This window comes from Ochrovirga pacifica (assembly GCF_000220525.1).
Classification (GTDB): Bacteria; Bacteroidota; Bacteroidia; order Flavobacteriales; family Flavobacteriaceae; genus Ochrovirga; species Ochrovirga pacifica.
In genome coordinates, this window is the sequence record NZ_AFPK01000029.1 from 101,100 (window position 1) to 120,729 (window position 19,630).

A 19,630-nucleotide genomic window follows, 5' to 3' on the forward strand; every position below is an offset into this window, starting at 1 on the left:
CTAATTAAATAGATTTTTATGAAATCAATCCTTTTTGCTTTTTGCTTTTTAATACACATTTCAGTATTGCACTCTCAAACCAAAGTTTGGAATAATCTCTTACAAAAATTTGTAAATACTAAAGGCGAAGTAGACTATAGAGGATTGTCTAAAGATTCTTCTCAATTAGACTTGTACCTAACTTACTTAGCACAGCTTAATTTTAATAAGCTCCCATCAAAAAAAGCACAAAAAGCCCTTTGGATAAACGCTTACAACGCATACACTATCAAATTGATTTTAGACAATTATCCCTTAACATCAATCAAAGACATCAAACAAAATAAAAAAAACGCTTGGGAAATTCCTTTTGTAAAAGTAGCTAGCAAGACATACACACTCAATTATATTGAACATGAAATTTTAAGAAAGCAGTATAAAGATCCTAAAATTCACGTGGGAGTTAATTGTGCTTCTGTTTCCTGTCCTGCATTGCCCAATGTAGCTTTTACAGAAAATAATATTGATGAATTGCTTACCAAGGGAATGCTAAACTTCATCAACAACCCTCAAAGAAATGTACTTACAAAAAACACGATTAATTTGTCTCAAATTTTTAATTGGTTTTTAGATGATTTTACCCAACATTCAGATTTGATTACTTTTATCAACCAATACAGCAAGATACATATCAATCCCAATGCTACCATTAATTATTTAGAGTACAATTGGACATTAAATTCACAAAAATAAAAAAGCATGCAAAAAACATATTACGATCCAAAAGATTTAAAAGACTTCGGAAAAATTAGCGAATGGGATCAGGAATTAGGAGAAAAATTTTTTGAGTATTACGGAAAGGTATTCGAGGATGGTGCACTAACTGCAAGAGAAAAATCGTTAATTGCCTTAGCAGTATCGCATACCGTACAATGCGCATATTGTATAGATGCCTATACTTCAGATGGACTTAAACGCGGTTTGGAACGTGAAGAAATGATGGAAGCTGTGCATGTGGCTGCTGCCATAAAATCTGGAGCAACGTTGGTACACAGTGTACAAATGATGAAAAAATACGATAAACTATCGTTTTAGAAATTAGTACAGAGTAGTTAGTACAAAACAAACGTACTACAGAAACTCGGTACTTAATACTCAATACTTAGTACTAGAAAATGAAATCACTCGCAAAAAGAAAAGATAGCCTAGCAAATCCTAAAAACCAATTGGCCTTATTTAACAATGGAATTTTTGCCAGCGGTGAACTCCCAACTTTTAAACAAAAAGTTTCAGAAACCCATCAATTTCCCTTAGTGCCTAACAAGCTTGAAATTTTTCAGGTCAATATAGGGTATATGTGCAATCAAGTTTGTACACACTGCCATGTAGATGCAGGTCCAGACAGAAAAGAAATCATGACCCAAGAAACCATGCAATTGTGCTTGGACAAACTAAAAGAGTCTGGAGCCACCACTTTAGATTTAACAGGAGGAGCTCCTGAAATGAACCCTAACTTTAGGTGGTTTGTAGAAGAAGCTAGTAAAATTGGTGTACAAGATTTTATTGTACGATCTAATTTAACCATTATTCGTGCCAACAAAAAATACTACGATTTGCCTATTTTTTTTAAAAAACACAACGTACACGTGGTATCTTCTTTACCTTTTTACAAACGTGGCCAAACAGACAAACAAAGAGGAAACGGTGTGTTTGATGCTTCTATTGAAGCCTTAAAAGAATTGAATAAAGTCGGATACGGAATCGAAGGGTCTGGACTAAAATTAGATTTGGTGTACAATCCATCAGGAGCTTTTTTACCAGGAAATCAAGCTGAATTAGAACAAGAATTTAAAACCGCTTTAAAAGAAGATTTTGGCATTCATTTCAATCAATTATTTGCCATAACCAATTTACCTATCAGTCGTTTTTTAGAATTCTTAGTGGCTTCTGAGAACTACGAAGATTATATGGACGAGCTAGTAAATGCATACAACCCTGCTGCCGTAGAGGGTGTGATGTGCAAAAACACCATTTCTATAGATTGGAATGGAAATTTATACGATTGCGATTTCAATCAACAACTAGACTTAAAAGTAGCTACCAAAGGAAAACACCTATCAGAGTTTAATGCAGATGCATTGAGCAAAAGACACATTGTAGTTTCTCAACATTGCTACGGATGCACAGCAGGTGCAGGTAGCAGTTGCCAGGGTACGTTTGCTTAATTCTTGTTCACAAAATATCAATCTAAATATACAAACTTAACGCCATAAGCTAAAGGCTCGTGACTATCATGAAAAACCAACTCTTAATTATATTCATACGCAAACCTGAACTAGGAAAAGTAAAAACACGTTTGGCTAAAGACACTTCTGACGAAACTGCTTTGGCTGTTTATAAAGATTTATTAGCACATACTCATAAAATTACCAAAAATTTAGAGGTAGACAAATGGGTATTTTATACCGATGAAATTGAATTTGATGACCTTTGGGACGACGGAGGTTTTATGAAAATGATTCAAGCAGAAGGTAATCTAGGACAAAAAATGCAATCGGCAGTTCTTAAAGCTTTTGCTACAGGTTATTTAGAAGTTGTGGTTATTGGTAGCGATGTAGCTACTTTAAATAAGGAAATTTTAGAAGAAGCTTTTGATCAAGTACAACAACAAAATGTTTTAGGACCATCAGAAGATGGAGGCTACTATTTATTGGGGTTGAATGAACCTAGAACAGATGTATTTATCAACAAACAATGGAGCACAGACACTGTGTTAACCGACACTTTAAAAGATTTTGAAAACGACGAAGTTTATTTGTTAGAAGAACTCAACGATATTGATTATTTAAACGACATAGAAGAGGATTCTCCGCTGTTCCACCATGTAAAAAATTATAAATAAAATGACTTTAGAACACATTAGAGAAAGTGTAAACTTTATACACAAACAAGGAATTACAACTCCAAAAACAGGAATTGTTTTGGGAACAGGGTTGGCTAAGTTGGTAGATGAAATTGATATACAAAGAGTCATTAACTACGAAGACATTCCTCATTTTGTAAGTGCTACTTTAGAATCTCATGCTGGTAAACTAATTTTTGGAACTATAGAAAACCAACAAGTTGTGGTTATGAGTGGTCGTTTTCATGCTTACGAAGGTTATAATTTTAACGAAATAACTTACGGAGTTAGAGTAATGCAAGCCTTAGGAGTAGAGCAATTATTAATTACCAATGCTGCTGGTGCTATAAATTTAGGTTTTAACAAAGGAGAGCTAATGTTAATAGAAGATCATATCAATTTACAAGGAGGTTCTCCTCTAGCCTTTAAAAATGCTAAAGATTTTGGGAATATTTTTGTTGACATGTCTGCTCCTTACAACAAAACTTTAAACAACAGAATAGTCCAAATAGCTACAAATAACAACATCAATCTTCATAAAGGAGTTTATGCATCAGTAGTAGGTCCTCAGTTAGAAACTCGTGCAGAATATCGCTATTTAAAAATTATAGGAGCTGATGCTGTGGGAATGAGTACGGTTCCAGAGGTTATAGTTGCCAATCAAATAGGATTGCCATGTGCTGCAATTTCTGTATTGACAGATGAATGTGATCCGGAAAATTTAAATCCTATCAACATTCCTGAAATTTTTGAAATGGCTGCCAAAGCAGAGCCTCAACTAACAATTCTTATCAAAGAGCTGTTAAAAACATTATAAAACATGAATTATTTAGAAACTACCAAAAATGTATACAAAGAAGCAGCACTTACCCCAGACGTAGGTTTATGTTGTACCACCAACCCGATATGGGAATTGCCAGGATTAACCATTCCTAAAATTATGCAAGAAATGAACTACGGTTGTGGTTCTACAGTGCATGCTCGTGATTTGTCTAAAAATCCAAAAATACTATACGTAGGTGTAGGTGGCGGAATGGAATTATTACAATTCGCTTATTTTTCTCGTCAAAAAAGTGGCGTTGTTGGTGTAGATGTTGTTGATGAAATGTTAGAAGCCTCTGCCAAAAATTTTATAGAAGCCGAAGAAAAAAACGATTGGTTTCGCAAAGAATTTGTCGACTTAAGAAAAGGAGATGCTCTAAACTTACCTGTTGATGACAACTCTATTGATGTAGCTGCACAAAATTGTTTGTTCAATATTTTTAAAGCTGAGGAGTTACAAAAAGCAATTGCAGAAATGTACCGAGTGTTAAAACCTCATGGTCGTTTGGTAATGAGTGATCCTACTTGCGAGCAAGAAATGAACGAAACACTTAGAAATGATGAACGTTTGCGTGCCTTGTGTTTAAGTGGAAGTTTACCTATAGCTGATTATGTAAAAGCATTAACAGATGCAGGTTTTGGAACCATAGAAATTAGAGCTAGAAAACCTTATCGAATTTTAGACCCTAAAAATTATCCAACGGATGAATTAATTTACATAGAGTCTATAGAAGTAGCAGCTATTAAAGACCCTATGCCAGAAGATGGACCGTGCATCTTTACAGGAAAAGCTGCTATTTATTATGGCAATGAAGATTTTTTTGATGATGGAAAAGGACATACCTTATTAAAAAATCAACCTTTAGCCATTTGTGATAAAACCGCACAAGCTTTAAAAAATTTAGGTAGAGACGATATTTATATTTCTGAATCTACTTTCCATTACGATGGTGGAGGATGTTGTTAAACGTTGCTCTACTGATACACTACTCCACCTACATCCAATGGATTTGCGTGGAGTATTTTATTATTTGATAAATCCATACGATTCAATCCGTTAACTTCAATAATCATTTCAAAATAAGCAGGAATACTTCCAAACTCAGTCTTTAAGAAGGACTTGATTTCTTTTTGCATCTCTATATGAGTAATCATGCTTACACTATGCGAAGCTCCAGTGTCCCAAATACCACCAAGTAAATAAATCTCGTTGTTGTTTGTTCCCGGTATTTTGGCTATGATAGCATAATCTTTGTGATAGAAATCTGCATCACCACCAGGTTTGTATTTATACTTTTTTTGGGTGTTAGGATCGGTATATACTACACCATCAGTAATGAACTCAATGGCTGAATTTTTAGAGTACTTTTTAAAAAAACGAAAGGTTTTAACCAATCCAACCACAAACAAATTGTAATCTCTCACTTCTTTGGTAGTTACTTCAGACATTTTTCTAATAACAAAATCTTGATCTTGCTCATAAAACAATCTACTGATATCTTTTACCCAATTGACAGCGTTTGTAGATAAAAAAGAATAATTCAGCAACTCATACTCTACATCTTGTTTGGCTTTCTTTTCAAACTCTTTAAAATCTTCGTTTGAATTTACATCTTTATCTCTTAGAACTTTTGCTATTTTATGAAGGGTATCATTTTCTCTTACTAATAAAAAGTCACCAACAATCATCATTGAATTTTTTCCATTGTCAAAAAAACCATCTAACAGAATACTATTAGAAGCTTTTTCTGTTTTTGAGAAAACCAAAGTATAAGATGCTACACTTATAAAAACAATCAAACAAGCAAAAAATCCTATTTTAAAAAAACTCTTATTCTTTTTTTTAGGCTTGTCTCTTTTTATCAATTCTACTTCATAACTTCCTTTGGGGATGTGCAAAATAAAAAGATCGTTTTTTCCTTCATTCTCGTAATATTTTTCTAGCTTTTTTCTAAGATTGTACATATACACCCTTATCAAAGTACTTTGTGAGGGATCAAAATTATTTTTACCAAAAACCTCTGAGGCAATTGTAGTTTCTTTAGGAATTTCTCTTTTTTGAGTACAAGCAACTAAATACTTAAGCAAATTTTCGTAAGTGGTTGAGTTTCCAAAAGAATTACTCTCAAAAATTTTCTGCAAAAAATCAGCCTCTATTTTTTTCATTTTTTTGTTTTTATCAAAGATAGTTTAACTGTTAAAAAATCAAAAAATTAACTGTTAACTGAACTGTTTAACATATCGTTAAACCTTTGTTTTATCAATAAAAATCTAATTTAGTTATCAAAACAACAACGAACTACCTTATACAATGAAAAAAACAATATTTGGAGGAGTTGTAGCTCTTTCACTTGTTCTTTTGTCGTGCAATGAAGATAGCAAGTACAAAACTACGAGTAAACTTCCTGATGAAATTGATTATAACTTTCATGTAAGACCTATTTTATCGGATAAGTGTTTTTTATGTCACGGCCCAGACAAAGCAAAACAGAAAGCAAATTTAAGATTGGACACCTATGAGGGTGCAACCGCTCAGAGAAAAGACGGCAGTTACCCTATCTACCCAAACAAATCTGAAAAAAGTGAAATCATTCGTAGAATGACTACCAAAGACACTAAAATTTTAATGCCTCCTGTAGACTCACACCTTTCCATGACAGATGGAGAAATTGCCATCATTAGCAAGTGGATTGATCAAGGAGCGAAATATGAAAAGCATTGGTCGTTTGCTGCTTTGGAAAAAGTGGAAGTTCCAAAAGTTGATTTAGAAAAATGGCCTAAAAATGAAATTGACCATTTTGTTGCAAAAAAATTAGAGCAAAACGGATTGACTCCATCAGAAAAAGCGAGTAAAGAAACCTTGATCCGTAGATTGAGTTTTAACTTAACGGGGCTTCCACCAACTTTAGAAGAAATAGATGATTTTGTAAACGATACATCTGAAGACGCTTATGAAAAAGTGGTAGATAGTTTACTATCAGATTACACGTATGGTGAAAGGATGACCGCTGAGTGGTTAGACGTAGCTCGTTTTGCAGATTCTGATGGTTATTTAGATGACAAACATCGTGATTTTAGTCCTTGGAGAACTTGGGTGATCAATGCTTTTAACCAAAACAAAAGCTATAAGGATTTTGTAACGGAACAGATTGCTGGAGATTTACTCCCAAATGCCACTCAAGAAACAACTTTGGCAACTGCCTTTAATAGATTACACAGAAAAAATTCAGAGGCTGGAATTATTTTCGAGGAATTTAGAGTAGAAGCTGTTGCCGATAGAACGAACACTTTCGGGAAAGCATTCTTAGGATTAACGATGGAATGTGCTCGTTGCCATGACCATAAATACGATCCGATTAGTCAAAAAAATTATTTTGAATTGTTTGGCTTTTTCAATAGTACACATGAAATAGGAACAGCTGTTTACGGCCCCGGCCAAGTTCCTGGTCCGTCCTTATTATTAACAAGTGATGAAAAACAAAAAGTTTTAGACTATTTAAATAATGAAATAGAAACTCAAGAAGATCAATTACATCAAGAGATTGCAAGTTCAAACCAAACAGCCTTCAAAACATGGTCTCAGAACACAAATCAAATTAAAAAATCGGTACAAAGCGAATATAGAAAGCACTTGATTGCAGATTATCCTTTGAACAACTTTAAAAAATTACCGCATAGTAAAAAGAGTAAATGGGAAAAGAAATCGGTAATTCACACTACTAGTAGCAAACTTCCAAATCAGAAGGAGGCCAGAATTACTCAAGGAATTTTCAAAAAGGAAAAATCTAGGAAAGCTGCATTTATAGACAACTATACTAAAATAACCATTCCTAAGCCTATTGGTAAGTTCGACCACATGGATGCTTTTAGTGTTTCTTTTGATGTGTATTTAGATACTATTTATGAGGAAGCAGGAATTATGGCACATTCCGAAGGACGAAGAAATGGATTGAAAGGGTATTCGATGTTCTTAGAAAACAACAAACCTAAATTTATCATTGCTCGTTCTTGGCCTCAAAATGCTATCGAAGCTTATGCCTTGGATTCGCTTCCAACCAAAGAATGGATCAACCTAACCGTAACCTACGATGGTTCTGCAAAATCAGAAGGAATTCATTTATTCGTAAACGGAAAATCAGTTCCTGTAAAGAGAAATGGACAAAAAGTATACAAAACCTTGAACTTTAAACCAAATATTCACACTTACGGATTTAAGGGTTTTGTTCTAGGAGCTTCTAACGGAAAACCTATCAAAAACGGTGGGTATAGCAACTTAAAAATCTTTAACAAGCAATTATCTCCTTTGGAAGTAGCTTACAATTATGAACCAAATCAGTTGAATACTTTGGTTGCTAATCAGGAATTTGTAGAAGATTTTTATTTAGGTGCTATTGATAATAATAACCTGGCTGTAAATCAAAAATTAAAAGAGTTAAGAACTTCGTTAACCAAAGAGTTAGACTCTATTCCTGAAATTATGGTGATGGGAGATTTACCAGAACCAAGACCTACTTATATTTTAAACAGAGGAAACTACGACAGTCCTGAAGAGGAAGAATTGAGCCCAAATACACCAGAGAGTATTTTAGAATTCGATAAAAAATTCCCTAGAAACCGTTTAGGTTTGACACAATGGTTATTTGATGAAAAGAATCCTTTAGCATCCAGAGTATTTGTAAATCGTATTTGGCAAATGCACTTTGGAAAAGGATTGGTAAAAACTTCGGATGACTTTGGAAACCAAGGAGACTTACCTACACATCCTGAATTGCTTGACTGGCTATCTAAAGACTTTATGGAGTCTGGTTGGGACATCAAAAAATTACACAAGAAAATAGTAATGTCTGCAACCTATCAGCAAAGCTCAAAAGTAAAAGAGGAATTGCTAAAAATGGATAGTGATAACAAATTATTGGCAAGAGCTCCAAGCAACCGTTTTACTGCCGAAATGGTGCGTGACAATGCGCTAAAAATTAGCGGATTGTTAGTAAACAAACTAGGTGGAGAAAGTGTATATCCTTATCAACCTAAAGGATTGTGGTCAGAGTTAACCACAAAAAAATGGAGATACAAATACAAACACGGACAAAATGAAGGACTGTACCGAAGAAGCATTTACTCTGTTTGGAAACGCAGTAGTCCACCTCCTACCATGTTAATTTTTGATGCACCTGATAGAGGAGTTTGTACCGTAAACAGACGACAAACAAGTACACCTTTACAAGCTTTGGTCTTATTAAACGATCCTCATTATTTAGAAGCTGCCAGAGTCTTAGCTGAAAAATTGGTAGGTACTACGGATACCATCGACAGTAAATTAACCAAAGCATTTCGATTGGCTACAGGAAGAACTCCGAATAAAAAGGAATCAGAAATTATTAAAGAATTTTATCAAACGGAATTCGACAAATTCACCAAAACACCAAACGATGCGATTGCTTATTTAAGCACAGGAACTTTGGAAAGAAACAAGGCTTTAGATCCTGTAAAAACAGCTGCTTTGGCCAATGTGATTAACGGAATTATGAACACTACAGAGGGATATACCCTTAAATAAAATAGACAGAAATAGACAGAAATGGACGAATTAAAACAGCTACAATTTTCTGAATCTAGAAGGAGCTTCCTAAAAAAGACTTCTTTAGGTTTTGGTTCCATTGCACTAAGTTCTTTGATGAACCCAACGATGGCTCAGGCAAAAAAGTTTTTAGAAAACCACAATCAAAACTTTGAAAATGGGAACTTAGGGCAACCCATTTTGTCACCTCATTTTCCTGCCAAAGCTAAAAGGGTTATCTACTTGTTTCAAAGCGGGGGTCCATCGCAATTAGAGACTTTTGATTACAAACCCTTACTTCAAAAGAGGCACGGTCAAGAAATTCCACCTTCCGTAAAATCTACTCAGAGAAACTCTGGAATGGTAGCAGGACAAACAAGTTTCCCTTTGGCTGGATCTGTTTATGATTTTAAACAACACGGACAATCAGGAGCTTGGGTAAGTGAATTGTTTCCACATACTGCCTCGGTAGTGGATGATTTATGTGTGATTAATTCGGTATACACCGAAGCGATCAATCATGAACCAGCCGTAATGTTCATGCAAACAGGATCGCAACAAGGGGGTAGACCTTCTATTGGCTCTTGGTTAAGCTATGGATTAGGAAGTGACAACGAAAACTTACCGGGATTTGTGGTATTAGTTTCCAAAGGTGGTGGTGGTCAACCGTTGAGTTCTGCTGCTTGGGGGAACGGTTTTTTACCATCGCATCACCAAGGAGTCCGATTCAGATCTGGGAAAGATGCCGTGTTGTATTTGAGTAACCCTAAAGGAATCAAAAAAGAAGATAGAAGACGTGCGTTGGATTACATCAATCAATTGAACAACGAACAGTTCGATCATTGGCAAGATCCTGAAATCCATTCAAAAATTAGCCAATACGAAATGGCTTATAAAATGCAAAGTTCGGTTCCAGAAGCGATTGATACCCAAACAGAACCTGATCATATTTACGATTTATACGGTGAAGATGCTAAAAAACCAGGAACGTTTGCTGCCAACTGTTTACAAGCAAGAAGATTGGCAGAGCGTGGCGTAAAATTTATCCAATTGTATCATACCGGATGGGATCACCATGGAAATTTACCTGGTGGAATGAAACACAAAGCCAAACAAACCGATCAAGCTGCAGCTGGATTGATTCAAGACTTAAAACAACGTGGGCTGTTAGAGGATACTTTAGTTGTTTGGGGAGGTGAATTTGGTAGAACAAGTTTCTCTCAAGGTAAATTAACTGCTACCAATTACGGTAGGGACCATCATCCAGGATGTTTTAGTATGTGGATGGCTGGTGCTGGTGTTAAACCAGGAATGGTGTACGGAAAAACGGATGAGTTTGGTTACAATGTAGTAGAAAACGGAGTACATGTACACGATTTACAAGCGACTCTATTACATTTATTAGGAATTGATCACGAAAAATTGACTTTCAAACATCAAGGAAGAAGATTTAGATTGACCGATGTACACGGACATGTGGTGAAAGACATTTTATCGTAAATTTTAAAAACATTCTATGGATATTGTTTCATTTTTAGGAAGGTTGCACCCATTAGTTGTACACTTACCTATCGGATTTTTAATGATTGCTTTTTTGATTGATCTCTTTTTTAAAGGAGAAAAAAGGAAAAGCTTAAAATCAGGTGTCCTATTTATTTTAGTCCTTGGATTTCTTTCATCAGTTGGAGCAGCTGTTTTAGGATGGTTGCTGTCTTGGGAAGGTCGTTACGAATCTGACGTACTACAATTACATAAAATCTTTGGGATTATTACCGCTATATTTGCACTCGTTGCACTTTGGAGTCGCTTTTTTGACAAAGACAAAGTATATGCTACCAGTGCAATTATTATTGTTGTGCTGATTTCAATGACAGGACATTATGGTGGTGTGTTAACACACGGTGCTACTTATCTTACTGAACCTTTTATGAGCGCTAACGAAGAAAGTGAAGAAACCTCTAGTTTAGCATCAAATGATTCCATTAAACTTTACGAGCATTTAATTACTCCTATTTTTGAAGAAAAATGTTACAGCTGTCACAACGATGGTAAAATGAAAGGTGGTTTGAACTTAACCTCTTTGGCTCATTTAGCAGAAGGTGGAGATAGCGGACACTACTTATTTACCAAAGCTTGGAACAATGAAATTTTTCAACGTGTGATTTTACCCAAATCTGATGTAAAGTTAATGCCTCCTAAAGGGGAGCGTTTGACTTATCAGGAAATGGCCTTGTTAAAATACTGGATAGAAACTGCTAAAGGAGAAGAATTGATACTATCTGCAGACAATACTCCAGATGAAATTCAATTCGTGTTGTTAGACCAATACAATTTGGATTTAACGCCAAAACCTTTGTACGAAAAAATCAAAGTCACTAAAATTAGTGATGAAGATTATCAAGCTTTACGACAAGCAGGTTGGAATCCTAAACTATTGAGTGAAGAAAATCATTTGATAGAAATGACACCACTTTCTCCAAAAAAGAGACCGTCTTTCCAAACGATTGTTGATTTAGGAGTTCAGGATAAAATCTACAAATTCAACCTCAACAATTTTAACGTTACAGAGAAAGAGTTAGGTATTATCGCTCAATGCAATCATTTGATGTATTTGAATTTAGCGAATAACAATATAGACGATTCACGCTTGAAAAAAATCAGTAATTTAACGCATCTAGAAATTCTGAACATTCACAAAAATGCAGTGACAGATGAAGCTTTGGCTTTGTTAAGCAAGATGCCTTTGTTGAAAAAAGTTTATGCTTGGCAAACACAAATCACTAAAGAAAAAGCTACAGAGATTGCTTCAAAAACAAAATTAACAATCAATACAGGTATTTAAATTCATGGATAAAACCACTAATAACGACTCAAGAAGACAATTTATAAAATCAGCATCTGCATTAGCACTAACAAGTGCTGTTGCACCTTCCATAGCCGCATCCACTTTTGAAATTTTACCTTCTAGACCCAAATTAGAAAGTAAAATTATAGGTCATGGAGATTTTAAATACCGAGTAGAAACCGCTTGGGGGAACTTGGACCCTCAAAAATTCCCTGTAAACAACTGTCACGAAATGGTGATGGACAGCAAAAAAAGAATCTTTTTGTTAACCGATCATCCTAAAAACAACATTATCATTTACGATAAATCTGGAAAGTTTTTAGGAAGTTGGACTTTGGGTTTAAAACGTGCACATGGTTTGACCTTACACGATGAAAACGGAACGGAGTTTTTATACATCACAGATAACGGTGGACGAATTATCAAAACTACCTTGGATGGAAAAATTTTGTTTGAATTAAAAAATCCTAAAACAACTGGTGTTTATGGTAAACACGCAAAGTTTACACCTACCGAGACTGCCATTGCTCCTAACGGAGATATTTATGTAGCAGATGGTTATGGTTCTCAGTTTATGTTACACTACGATAGCAAAGGAAACTTTATTAGAAAATTTGGAGGAGACAGTTTTTTACAGCCTCACAAATTCAAACAAGCACATGGAATTGCTATTGATGATCGTGATCCTAACAACATCACCTTGATTTGTTCTGCGAGAATTAAAAATGCCTTTAAACGTTTTACCTTAGATAGTAAATACATTGAGACTATTTACATTCCTGGAGCTTATGTAAGTAGACCTGTAATTGATGGTGAGAACTTGTATTCTGGAGTGTGTTTTGGAATGGAAGAAGGGAACTTCAACATGACGATGAACAAAGGTTTTGTAACGATTCTAGATAAAAACAACAAAGTAGTTTCCAACCCCGGAGGAACCAAACCAAAGTACAAAAAAGGAAAAATGGAATTGGTGCTGCAAGACGAACCTATCTTTAAACACTGCCACGACGTATGTGTAGACGACGATAAAAACTTATACGTATGCCAGTGGAATGCTGGAAAAGTATATCCTTACAAACTGCATAGAGTGTAATTTTACACTAATATTTCTTCTAAAAGACCTCTTTTTTAAATGGGGTCTTTTTTGTTATTAAACCTATCCTATTTCTAACTCCTTACACCCAAACGCTAATTTGTACAAACTTTAAATAATCATCTTTTTTTAAGTATTTAAAAAATATTGCGACTTAAAAACAGTAAATTGAGATAGACAAACGCTTTACTTATGAAAAACGTCGTAATTATAGGAAATGGAATTGCAGGGGTTACCGCTGCAAGACACATCCGCAAAAAGTCCAATCATAAAATTACCATCATCTCTGCAGAAACAGATTACTTTTTTTCTAGAACTGCATTAATGTACATTTTTATGGGTCACATGAAATTTGAACATACACAACCTTACGAAAACTGGTTTTGGAAAAAAAACAGGATAGAATTGGTAAAAGCCTATGTAGATTCTGTAAATACCGATGCTAAAGAATTAGTATTAGACAACGGAACTAGTTTAAATTACGACGATTTAATCATCGCCACAGGATCTAAACCAAATAAATTTGGTTGGCCTGGGCAAGATTTAAAAGCGGTTACTGGAATGTATTCTAAGCAAGACTTAGATACTATTACCCATTATTCCAAAGATTGTCACCGAGCCGTCATAGTAGGGGGTGGATTGATTGGAATTGAAATGGCTGAAATGTTAGTTTCTAAAAATATTCCTGTTACTTTTTTGGTACGCGAAACTAGTTTTTGGAACAAGGTATTGCCTGCTGAGGAGTCGGAAATGATCAACCGACACATTAAAGAACATCATATCGATTTACGTTTAGACACCAACTTGGTAGAAATTCTATCCGATGAAAATGGAAGAGCCAAAGCGGTGGTGACAGATAAAGGAGAAACCATAGCATGTAACTTGGTTGGATTGACTGCAGGAGTGAGTCCCAATGTATCTTTCTTAAAAGATTCAGGAATTGATTTAGACCGAGGCGTTTTAGTCAACCGACAATTAGAAACCAATATACCAAACGTATATGCTATTGGAGATTGTGCTCAACAACACCAGGCAATTGGGGAACGAAGAGCTATTGAGGCAGTTTGGTACACGGGTAGAATGATGGGCGAGACCGTAGCAAGAACCATTTGCGGAAAACCCTCGGAATACCAACCTGGGCAGTGGTTTAATTCTGCTAAATTTTTGGATATTGAATACCAAACCTACGGATGGGTTTGGGCTAAACCTAGAGAAAACGAAGCTCGTTTCTATTGGGAACACAAAGATGGTAAAAAGTGTATCCATATTAATTACGACAAAGATTCTAAAGAATTTATTGGAATCAACACTTTTGGAATTCGAATGCGACACCAAAAGTTTGACCAATGGTTGCATGAAAAACAATCCGTACATCATGTGTTAGAACATTTAAAAGATGCCAATTTCGATCCTGAATTCTATGCACAACACGAAGATGAAATCTTAGCCAAATTCAACTTAGAAAATGGAACTGATTTAAAAGCTAAAAAGAAAAGTTGGAAACGAATTTTTGCTTAGTTACTTGTTCTTGGTTCTTAGTTCCTAGCTCAAAACAGCAAACCTCAGGACCATCAACCAACAACTAATAACCATCAACCAAAACAAAAATGAAAACAATTAAAAATACAGGATACATAATCACCTTTTTAGGTTTTGCTTTTTTTATAGGAAGCTTATTTGTCGGCACCTACAAGGTCACTCCAAAAGCTTATCAACAATGGATTGATAACAAAGGTATTAAAAGTGAGATTTTTATTAAAAACACCCAAAAGGAGCTTGTAAATAAAGAACTAAGCGCTTGGAAATTGTCTAACATCGTTCTAGACAACTTTAAGAAATCCAATACTTATCATAAAAATCAATCGAACATAGATTGGAACAAAGTTGTACATGTAAAATGGAGTAAAACCTCTAAAGAATACATTTACCCGTTGATAAGAAACGCTGCTACAGGTTGGTTTGTAAACCACACGTCTCTTTGGTTTTTCCTTACTTTTGGTTTGACAATTTTAGGTGGATTGATGGTGTTTGTTCCCGACTATAAGCTATTAGGACCTCCGGGAATTAAAAACAACGGAATTTTTCAACACAGTGCTACCAATAGAGGAATTATTGGTTTTATAACAGCCTTCTTTTTTATCTCATTTTATATACTTCTTTACTTTTTTCCCAACTATATTATCAATCCTATTTTGGCTGTGAATGGGGTTAGCAAAGCGCTGAATGGAAATCCTGCCAGCCAATGGTTTTTGTACGGATTTATGTATTGCTCAGTAATGACGGTATTTGCCGTTCGTATGTTTATAAAATACAGACACAATAAATATCAAACAATTCGTACTGCCGTAGTCTTATTTTTTCAAATTGCTTTTGCCTTTTTGATTCCAGAAATTTTAGTGGCTTTTAACAAACCTTGGTTCGATTTTAAGAATGCTTGGCCGCTGAACTACACTTTCTTTTTTGATTGGAATTTAAACAACTTACTCAACAGTGGTAACCTAGGAATTTTTATGCTGGTATGGGGAATTGTTTTAACGGCTATTGTAGTACCTGTAATGGTCTATTTTTACGGTAAACGTTGGTATTGCTCATGGGTTTGCGGTTGTGGAGGATTAGCAGAAACATTAGGAGATCCTTACAGACAATTATCTGACAAATCATTAGCTGCCTGGAAAATAGAACGCTGGTTGGTGCACGGTGTATTGGTATTTGCCATTGCTATGACGGGTCTAACTTTGTATGTTTACTTTGCTGAAATCCCTAGTTGGAAAGAAATTGGACTGGGAATTTCTGCCTACGATGTACAAAATTGGTACGGATTTTTAATCGGTTCCATGTTTGCAGGTGTTATCGGAACTGGTTTTTATCCTATTTTAGGAAACAGAGTTTGGTGTCGTTTTGGCTGCCCTTTGGCAGCTTACTTAGGTTTGGTACAGCGTTTCAAATCTCGATTTAGAATCACCACCAACGGAGGGCAATGTATTTCTTGTGGGAACTGTTCTACCTACTGTGAACAAGGAATTGACGTAAGAGCTTACGCTCAAAAAGGGCAAAACATTGTACGTGCTTCTTGCGTAGGTTGTGGAATTTGTTCTGCGGTGTGCCCTAGAGGAGTTTTAAAATTAGAAAATGGACCTGATACAGGAAAAACAAGAACTGAAGTGGATGACATTTTATTAGGAAATAATATTGATTTATTAAATATGACCAAAAAAAAATGATTAAACTTTTTTCATCTATATTTTTATTACTTCCTTTTGTTGTTCTTGCACAGCAAAAGGAAGTTTTACATCAAGAATATTTTAAAGATGGAAGTGTGCAGCACGAATGGTATATCCAAAACAACCACCCTGTAAAATATTGGAGAACGTACATGCACAATACCCAAAGTTATTACCAAAGAAATTACAACTCCAACGGAAAAATAGTATCAGAAGGATGGTACAAAGAACATCAAAAAACAGGATATTGGACAGAACAATTGCACCCACAAGGTAAGGCTTCAGGAAATTATATAAATAATTTAAAAGAGCTTTATTGGGAATACAAAACAAACAATCACCTTGATTCTGCAGGGTATTACCACCTCAATAACAAAACTAAAATATGGTCCTATTATATTCATCAACAATTGTCTAAACAGCAAAAATACCAACGTAAAGATTTATATTATCAAAAGGAATTTTACAAAAATGGCCAACTAAAAAACGAAGGCTGGTTCTTAAGAGACAAGCCGCACGGCTTTTGGAAAACTTATACAAATGATAATGTTTTAATAGCATCTGGCACTTATAAAAATGGGAAAAAAAACGGATATTGGCACTTTTTTAATAAGAGTGGTTTTCCTGTAAAAGAAGGAACTTATGATGAAGATAAAAAACAAAAATGGTGGATATTTTTTAATACTCTAGGACAAATTTCTCACAAATGCGAATTTAAAAACAACACAAAAGATGGGTTGTGCATTTTTTATAAAAACAACAAAATAGTAAAAGGAAGTTATTACGAAAAAGGGATTCGGAAAAAGGAATGGAAAGACTGGAAATCTTTTAGAAAAGACTACAAAAAAATACATGAATAAAGTACTTGTAATTATACCTGCTTTTAACGAAGAAAAATCGATTTCAAAAGTAATACATGATATTCCTAAAAAGGTAGTTGATGAAATTATAGTGATTAACAATAATTCTACTGACCAAACTGCTAACCAAGCTAAAAATGCTGGTGCTACTGTATTGTTTGAACCCAATAAAGGATATGGCTATGCTTGCTTAAAAGGAATGGAGTATGTAAAAAATCAAAATTTACAACCAGATATTATTGTTTTTTTAGATGGTGATTATTCCGATTATCCCGAACAAATTACAGAACTTATTTTACCAATTACAGCACATAATTACGATTTTGTAATTGGCTCTAGAAACAATCCACAAGTAGAAAAAGGAGCTATGACCCCACAACAAATCTTTGGAAACAAACTAGCGACCTCACTAATGAAACTCTTTTTTAATGCCAATTTTACCGACCTAGGTCCTTTTAGAGCTATTAAATACCCAGCTTTATTAGAATTAAAAATGCAGGATAAAACATATGGTTGGACTGTGGAAATGCAGTTAAAAGCATTAAAAAATAAATTAACTTGCACCGAAATTCCAGTAAAGTATAGAAAACGTATTGGTACCTCTAAGGTATCTGGTACCGTTAAAGGAACTATCTTTGCCGGAATAAAAATATTAACTTGGATTTTTAAATACACTTTAAAACGATAAATAGAGAACAATTCTATGAGTATTACAAACAATGAATTTGATTTTTGGTTTGCTTTCAGTTGGTTTTTAATAAGCATCTATTTCATCGCTTTAATTATGGTTCTTTTTTATGCTTTGGCCCAACTAAACCTTTTGTTCAACTACTTAAAAGCTTTAAAGAAAAATAAAGAAGTTGAAAAAAACTGTCTAAAATTTGACCTTAACAAGCCAGAAGAGGTACCGTATGTAACCATACAGCTTCCTGTTTACAATGAAAAATATGTAATGAAGCGCTTGTTAAAAAACATTGCCACTATAGACTACCCTAGAGAGCGTTTAGAAATACAAGTTTTAGACGACTCTACCGATGAAACAGTGGAAAAAACTAGAGAAAGAGTACAAACACTTGCAGATACAGGTCTTGATATTGTTCACATTACCCGTACCAATAGAGAAGGTTTTAAGGCAGGTGCTTTAAAAGAGGGACTCGCAATTGCTAAAGGAGATTTTATTGCAATTTTCGACTCTGATTTTTTACCTGAACCTAATTGGTTGTACAGAACAGTTCCTTATTTTAAAAATCCCAAAGTTGGAGTTGTACAAACCCGATGGGGACATATTAACAGAGATTTTTCTTTGTTAACAAAAATTCAAGCTTTTGCTTTAGACGCACATTTTACCCTAGAACAAATGGGCAGAAATGCCAAAGGACACTTTATAAACTTTAACGGTACTGCGGGTATTTGGAGAAAGGAATGCATTTATGATGCTGGTAACTGGCAAGGAGATACCCTAACAGAAGATTTAGATTTAAGCTATCGTGCTCAATTAAAAGGATGGGAATTTAAATATTTAGTTGATGTAGAAACCCCTGCAGAATTACCTGTAGTAATTAGTGCTGCACGTTCTCAACAATTTAGATGGAACAAAGGAGGTGCAGAGAACTTTCAAAAAATGTTTAAAAAAATCATGTGTTCTCAGTTGCCTTTCAAAACCAAAGCACATTGTGTATTACACCTGCTAAACAGCACCATGTTCTTAAACGTATTTATTGTTGGTTTGCTTAGTGTGCCTATGTTGTACATTAAAAACTACTACTCCGATTTTAAATTGTACTTTATTGCTATGAGCTTTTTTGGCTTAAGCACGCTTATTTTCTTTGTTTGCTATTGGTACGTGTACAAAAATATAAGACAGCAATCTGGTTTAGGACTTTTTGTAAAATATACTCGTACTTTTTTTACTTTTTTTAGCGTAGCTATGGGCTTGTCTCTAAACAATTCTGGAGCAGTTATTGAAGGACATCGAAGAAAGAAAAGTGAGTTTGTAAGAACTCCAAAATTCAATATAAAAAACCTGACCGACAATTGGAAAAACAATAAATATTTGCGTAAAAAACCCTCTAAAAATGTGGTATACGAAGGCTTACTTTGTATATACTTTTTGTTTGGAATTGCAAGTGCTTGGTTGGTTAGGTATATTGGTGAGAATGACAGAAACACCAACTATCAGTGGAACACAAAAACATTATTTGCTGCTAACGAATGGTATATGCCTTTTGATTCTGGTATGCTTATTTTTCATGTCATGCTATTTTTAGGTTTCGGATTTATATTTTATAAATCTGTATTTAAAAAAGTTTAATGTAACATTTTGTGCACACTAGCGACCAAAAGCGTGTAAA

16 protein-coding genes are annotated in these 19,630 nt (G+C 34.7%); 15 read left to right on the forward strand and 1 reads right to left on the reverse strand.

The window, feature by feature from the left end; translation table 11 throughout:
* The first annotated feature begins 18 nt into the window (after positions 1-18).
* From FS85_RS0105135 to arsM, 6 genes are all read left to right on the forward strand, one after another.
* Positions 19-732, forward strand: a complete 714-nt coding sequence (locus FS85_RS0105135; protein WP_010135019.1) for a DUF547 domain-containing protein — start codon at positions 19-21, stop codon at positions 730-732.
* Between the two features lie 6 nt (positions 733-738).
* A complete protein-coding gene (locus FS85_RS0105140) occupies positions 739-1,074 on the forward strand; it encodes an arsenosugar biosynthesis-associated peroxidase-like protein (RefSeq protein ID WP_010135020.1) in 336 nt (111 codons plus the stop codon).
* A gap of 80 nt (positions 1,075-1,154) precedes the next feature.
* Positions 1,155-2,204 (forward strand): arsenosugar biosynthesis radical SAM (seleno)protein ArsS, encoded by a 1,050-nt coding sequence (arsS, locus tag FS85_RS0105145; RefSeq protein ID WP_010135021.1) that lies wholly within the window; start codon positions 1,155-1,157, stop codon positions 2,202-2,204.
* A 68-nt stretch (positions 2,205-2,272) separates the two neighbouring features.
* Complete coding sequence (locus tag FS85_RS15165; protein ID WP_010135022.1) at positions 2,273-2,881, forward strand: TIGR04282 family arsenosugar biosynthesis glycosyltransferase; 609 nt, start codon at positions 2,273-2,275, stop codon at positions 2,879-2,881.
* Between the two features lies 1 nt (position 2,882).
* On the forward strand, positions 2,883-3,698 hold the full coding sequence (locus tag FS85_RS0105155; protein ID WP_010135023.1) for a purine-nucleoside phosphorylase: 816 nt from the start codon (positions 2,883-2,885) through the stop codon (positions 3,696-3,698).
* Positions 3,699-3,701: 3 nt separating this feature from the next.
* Positions 3,702-4,670, forward strand: a complete 969-nt coding sequence (gene arsM, locus FS85_RS0105160) for an arsenosugar biosynthesis arsenite methyltransferase ArsM (RefSeq protein ID WP_010135024.1) — start codon at positions 3,702-3,704, stop codon at positions 4,668-4,670.
* An 8-nt stretch (positions 4,671-4,678) separates the two neighbouring features.
* On the opposite strand, the gene FS85_RS0105165 is transcribed toward arsM, so the two are convergent.
* Positions 4,679-5,869, reverse strand: coding sequence for a helix-turn-helix domain-containing protein (locus FS85_RS0105165; RefSeq protein WP_010135026.1), 1,191 nt, complete (start codon positions 5,867-5,869; stop codon positions 4,679-4,681).
* 145 nt (positions 5,870-6,014) lie between these two features.
* On the opposite strand from FS85_RS0105165, the gene FS85_RS0105170 reads away from it, so the two are divergent.
* The 9 genes from FS85_RS0105170 (at position 6,015) to FS85_RS0105210 (ending at position 19,590) form a co-directional block, all read left to right on the forward strand.
* Complete coding sequence (locus FS85_RS0105170; protein WP_010135027.1) at positions 6,015-9,260, forward strand: DUF1553 domain-containing protein; 3,246 nt, start codon at positions 6,015-6,017, stop codon at positions 9,258-9,260.
* Between the two features lie 21 nt (positions 9,261-9,281).
* On the forward strand, positions 9,282-10,760 hold the full coding sequence (locus tag FS85_RS0105175) for a DUF1501 domain-containing protein (protein ID WP_010135028.1): 1,479 nt from the start codon (positions 9,282-9,284) through the stop codon (positions 10,758-10,760).
* 16 nt (positions 10,761-10,776) lie between these two features.
* On the forward strand, positions 10,777-12,102 hold the full coding sequence (locus FS85_RS0105180) for a DUF2231 domain-containing protein (RefSeq protein WP_010135029.1): 1,326 nt from the start codon (positions 10,777-10,779) through the stop codon (positions 12,100-12,102).
* Between the two features lie 4 nt (positions 12,103-12,106).
* The gene (locus FS85_RS0105185; RefSeq protein WP_010135030.1) at positions 12,107-13,198 is read left to right on the forward strand and encodes an NHL repeat-containing protein; all 1,092 of its coding nucleotides are present in this window, start codon (positions 12,107-12,109) and stop codon (positions 13,196-13,198) included.
* Between the two features lie 192 nt (positions 13,199-13,390).
* Positions 13,391-14,716: an NAD(P)/FAD-dependent oxidoreductase gene (locus FS85_RS0105190; protein WP_010135031.1), complete on the forward strand. Its 1,326-nt coding sequence runs from the start codon at positions 13,391-13,393 to the stop codon at positions 14,714-14,716.
* An 89-nt stretch (positions 14,717-14,805) separates the two neighbouring features.
* On the forward strand, positions 14,806-16,419 hold the full coding sequence (locus FS85_RS0105195) for a 4Fe-4S binding protein (RefSeq protein WP_010135032.1): 1,614 nt from the start codon (positions 14,806-14,808) through the stop codon (positions 16,417-16,419).
* Positions 16,416-17,279 (forward strand): toxin-antitoxin system YwqK family antitoxin, encoded by an 864-nt coding sequence (locus FS85_RS0105200; protein WP_010135033.1) that lies wholly within the window; start codon positions 16,416-16,418, stop codon positions 17,277-17,279. The genes FS85_RS0105195 and FS85_RS0105200 overlap by 4 nt, the downstream gene beginning before the upstream one ends.
* A complete protein-coding gene (locus FS85_RS0105205; RefSeq protein ID WP_010135034.1) occupies positions 17,272-17,967 on the forward strand; it encodes a glycosyltransferase family 2 protein in 696 nt (231 codons plus the stop codon). The genes FS85_RS0105200 and FS85_RS0105205 overlap by 8 nt, the downstream gene beginning before the upstream one ends.
* A gap of 15 nt (positions 17,968-17,982) precedes the next feature.
* Entirely contained in the window at positions 17,983-19,590 is a 1,608-nt protein-coding gene (locus FS85_RS0105210; protein WP_010135035.1) for a cellulose synthase family protein, read from the forward strand.
* Positions 19,591-19,630 lie beyond the last annotated feature (40 nt).